Source organism: uncultured Gemella sp. (genome assembly GCF_963525875.1).
Lineage (GTDB): Bacteria > Bacillota > Bacilli > Staphylococcales > Gemellaceae > Gemella.
In genome coordinates this window covers 1-4,575 of sequence record NZ_CAURMG010000072.1, presented here as the reverse complement: position 1 = coordinate 4,575, position 4,575 = coordinate 1, and the positions used below count along the sequence as shown (strand labels likewise).

Here is a 4,575-nt window from a genome sequence, read left to right as displayed (position 1 = left end):
AAAGGAAAAGGTAAAAAAGGAGATGTTAAGGAAATTGCTGATGGATATGCAAAATTCTTAATAACTAATAAGAAAGCTGTAGCGGCAACAAATGCTAATATGGCAACACTTAAAGGACAACAAAAACGTGTTGAAAAAGATAAACAAGAAGAATTAGTACAAGCTAACTTACTTGCTAAACAATTAGAAGGATTAGAAGTGAAAATTAAAGTTAAAGCTGGTGAAGGTGGAAGATTATTCGGATCAGTGTCTTCTAAACAAATTGTTGAAGAACTTAAAAAACAACATGATTTAAAAGTTGATAAGAAGAAAATCGATTTACCACATGGTATTCAATCTTTAGGTTATACGAATGTAAAAATTAAATTACACAATCAAGTAGAGGGAACTATTAAGGTTCATGTAGTGGAACAATAGTAGATAAAATGTAGGTGATAATATGAAATATCATATAGATTCTGTCATAATGGCAGAGCAGTCGTTACTAGGGGCTCTAATGCAGGAGCCAGAGAAATTAGTAGAAGTAAAAGCAACAGTTGATTCAGAAGACTTTTATGATGAACGAAATAAAGATATTTATAGTGCTATTTTGCGTTTAGATGAAATGGAAATAATACCTGACACCACTACGATTTTTGAAGAAATAAATAATAGTGGGGCATTCAGAAATGTGGATGCCTCATTATATATAGTGGATTTATATGATGTTACTCCAAGTTCTAGAAATATTATGCATTATGCGAATCTAGTAAAAAGATATTCAATTTACAGAGAAATTCGCTTAGCACTTTTAAATAGTACTGAGGAAATGAATCAAGGTAATGCTGACATAGATTCATTAACTGCAACATTATTTGATCAAGTAGAACGTGCCATGGAGCGTGCTAAAAATTCTCAGTTTAAAAATATGAAAGATATTACGGAAGAAGTTTTTAAAGAGATATTAGCGCGTATGGCAGGAGAAGGACAAAATGTGGCTATTCCAACTGGATACGGAGCATTGGATAGGATAGTAGGCTTTGGTAAAGGGGATTTAATAATTCTTGCTGCTCGTCCTGCAATGGGGAAAACAGCTTTTGCACTAAATATCGCGCTTAATATTGCAGGGAAAAATCCTCGTTCTGAAGAAGAAAAAAGAACAGTTGCGCTATTCTCTTTAGAGATGGGTGCTGATCAACTGGTATCTAGGATGATTTGTAGTGAAGGAATGATAGATTCTGAAAAGATTAAAAAAGGTAATCTTGATAATGACGATCTTATGAAACTAGAGACAGCTGTTCATTTCTTAAATCAAAAAAATGTTTTTATTGAAGATAGTGCATTTATTAAAGTTAATGAAGTAAAAGCAAAATGTAAGTTATTAAAAGCTGAACACGGTTTAGACTTAGTTGTGATTGATTATCTTCAACTTCTTCAGGGCAGTAAGAGAACTGATAATAGACAACAAGAAGTATCTGAAATATCTCGTAGTTTAAAACAAATGGCAAGGGAATTGGAATGTCCTGTAATTGCCTTATCACAGCTCTCACGTAGTGTTGAATCTAGACAGGATAAACGACCTATGATGAGTGACCTTAGAGAATCTGGAAGTATTGAGCAAGATGCTGATATAGTTTCATTTTTATATCGAGGAGATTACTACAGAAGTGAAGATGCCGATGAAAAAGAAGTTCAAGAAGCTAGCGATGTATCAACAATAGAAGTAATTATAGCTAAGAATAGGCATGGACAAACTGGTACGGCCGAACTTGCATTCATGAAACGATATAACAAGTTTGTGTCGAAAAGTTATAGTGAATAGGAGAGGAAGTTATGAATAATAAAGGTAATGATTCGCAAAATAATCAACCTAATAATGTAAATGGCTATTATGATCAAAATGGTAATTACATACAAGATGGTTACTATGATGAAAATGGTAACTTTATACAAAATGGATATTATGATCAGAATGGTAATTTTGCTCCTGGCGGCTATTATGACCAGAATGGTAATTTTGTTTCGGAGAATACCTATTATTTAGATGATAATTTAACACCCGCAGGATATTATGATCAACATGGCTTCTTTATTATAACTGGTTATTATGATAAAGATGGAAATTATGTGGAAGATAATCGCTATTTAAGTAATAATGTAGTTGATAATCAATTTGGAAATTCCTCGCAGTATGATACCCAAAATAATAATTTCCAAGGCAATAATTATGATGGAAATAGGGATTCTAAATCAACGAATATTAAGAAGAAAAATGAAAAAGACCCTGAAAAAAAGAAATCAAAATTAGGTTATTTAGTAGCTTTTATCTTAGTGTGTCTTATTGCAGCGGTTGTTTATTATTTCAAGTTTTATAATAAGGATTCGAAAGTAGTGCATCTTGATCAATATAAGGTTGAATTAGCCGTTTATGGAGCTAATAGACAAGGCAAGGTTGATGTTAACATCAAGGAGATTCCAGAAATCAAAGATGCTGATGAAAATATTAAGAAGTTCCTTAGAAAACCGGAGATTAAATATTTTCCTAAGGAGAACTTGGAAAATGGAAGTAAGGTTGATGTAGAGATAACTCTTAATAAAGAAGAAGCTGAGAAGAAAGGTCTAAAACTTAGCGGAAGCTTTAAGCGAACATTGACAGTAACTGGCTTATCGGATGAAAATAGTTCGAAAAAAGAAGATAAAAAATCTGCAGGTACATCATATTGGAATAAAAATAAAAGGGAGAAGTTATACCAATTTGTAAAAGGTTGGGAAAAATCTTTAAATCAAAATTATAAGGAATATTCAATAGATAAAAAAGTTAATTATAATGGACTGCAACTTCCTGGTGAGAGTGAGACTGTTGGTCAAACACGTTTGGTACTTGAAGGTGATAAATTAGTCAATATGAAATGGTCATCTGAAGGAAGTTACAAGGATGTTTATAATATAGTTGCGGTATATTCTGATGTAGAGAATGTTTCAGGTCCAGCTTCTCACTTATATTACTTTGTAATATTTAATGGTGAGCCGATTGTATTGGTAACTGAACAAAATCAAGGTAATGATAAGAAATATATATACTTCAAGAAAACAGCGAACATTTACCTACAAGAAGGCTTTGAAAAAATAGTAAAAGGTGAATAAATTAAAAGCTAGGAGCAGATAGCGAAACTATTGTCTGTCACTGGCTTTTTACAAAAATATTATTATAAAGTTTTGGAGGAAAAAAATATGAATTTCAAAAATAAAAGATTGATATCAACGATTATTGTGGTAGTCTTAGTAGTATTTTCGTTAATCAAAGGAACTATCACATCAAGCAATAATAGTAAAAAAGATAATGCAGAATTAAATGGATATTTAATGGAATTCTTACAAGAGCAAAGTATTACTAAGTTGACTTTAAGAAAAGGTGATAGTAATGAAGTGATTCAAAAAATATCTATCGATGGTGAAATTAATTCAGAAATGACAAATGCTTATTCAAGAGGTTCTGTTCTAAATCAAATTAAAGAAGCAAAAGATAATCCAAATGTAAAAGCAATATTATTATCTGTAAATTCACCAGGTGGTGGTGTTTATGAGACTGCTGAATTGTATAACGCCCTTAAAAACAGTGGTAAGGATGTTTATGTTTCAATGAAAAAGATGGCTGCATCAGGTGGATATTATGTGTCTACACCAGCTAAGAAGATCTTTGTAAATACTGAGACAACTACTGGATCACTAGGTGTAATTATGAGTTATGTTTCTGCTCAAAAATTCTTAAACGATCATGGAATTAAACAAGAAACTATCCGTTCTGGAGAACAAAAGGCAGTGGGTGGTTTAACAGAAGACTTACCAGAATCAACTAGAAAAATTCTGCAAGAACAAAATAAAGAAGCATACGAAAGATTCGTTAAAGCTATAGCAGAAGGTAGACACCTAAGTGAAGATGAAGTTAAGAAACTTGCTGACGGTAGAACTTACACTGGTACTCAAGCGGTAGCGAATAAACTAGCTGATAAAGTTGGTACGGAAGATGAGCTTATTGATTTAATAAAAGAAGAAAAAGGACTGTCTAATCCAACTGTAATTGAGTTAAGAGCTGATAAAACTGCAGAAAGTTTAATTTCTAGATTTGTAAAAGCGACTACGAAAAGTTTTATCTCTGAATTGAATAGTGAAGTAAATTCAAATAAAGTTGAGCGTAGTTATTTAGGATAGGGAGGGGATTTAAATGAATAATGATTTAAATAATAAAATACCTTCTGATAATGCTCATTCTGATGAAGTTTCAGAGATGATTTCGGATGAGGTCGTAGAAAACATAGAATTAACTGAAGAAAAAGTAGATGTCAAAGAAGTAGAAGAGAAAGTTGATATAAAAGAAAAAGATCTCACATTACCAACATCAATAGAAGATTATATGATTCTTTCAAAGAATTTCTATGCAGGCTTTTGGACTAGATTTATTTCATATTTAATCGATATGATAGTTATTTATGCTATATCTAGTTTATTAAATACTATTAGCTTTGGGTTATTAAATAAGGTACTTGATTTTCCTATTTTAGGAGAAGAGTCTTTAAGTTATGTTATTGTTATGTTTAC

The 4,575-nt window shown here is 31.5% G+C and carries 4 protein-coding genes and 1 pseudogene; all 5 read left to right on the top strand.

All coding sequences use genetic code 11. The features are described from left to right. On the top strand, positions 1-417 hold a 417-nt coding region (gene rplI / locus RWQ73_RS07750), incomplete at its 5' end, for a 50S ribosomal protein L9 (protein ID WP_314407798.1). Between the two features lie 22 nt (positions 418-439). Further along, a complete protein-coding gene (gene dnaB, locus RWQ73_RS07745) occupies positions 440-1,801 on the top strand; it encodes a replicative DNA helicase (RefSeq protein ID WP_314407796.1) in 1,362 nt (453 codons plus the stop codon). Positions 1,802-1,812: 11 nt separating this feature from the next. Beyond that, positions 1,813-3,123 (top strand): DUF4767 domain-containing protein, encoded by a 1,311-nt coding sequence (locus RWQ73_RS07740; protein WP_314407794.1) that lies wholly within the window; start codon positions 1,813-1,815, stop codon positions 3,121-3,123. Between the two features lie 87 nt (positions 3,124-3,210). Beyond that, on the top strand, positions 3,211-4,188 hold the full coding sequence (gene sppA, locus RWQ73_RS07735) for a signal peptide peptidase SppA (protein WP_314407792.1): 978 nt from the start codon (positions 3,211-3,213) through the stop codon (positions 4,186-4,188). A 13-nt stretch (positions 4,189-4,201) separates the two neighbouring features. Next, positions 4,202-4,575 (top strand): annotated as a pseudogene (locus RWQ73_RS07730) (RDD family protein); the annotation flags it as partial.

Coding starts and splice junctions, on each gene's coding strand:
- dnaB (WP_314407796.1), top strand. CDS start 440: ATGAAATATCATATAGATTCTGTCATAATGGCAGAGCAGTCGTTACTA.
- RWQ73_RS07740 (WP_314407794.1), top strand. CDS start 1,813: ATGAATAATAAAGGTAATGATTCGCAAAATAATCAACCTAATAATGTA.
- sppA (WP_314407792.1), top strand. CDS start 3,211: ATGAATTTCAAAAATAAAAGATTGATATCAACGATTATTGTGGTAGTC.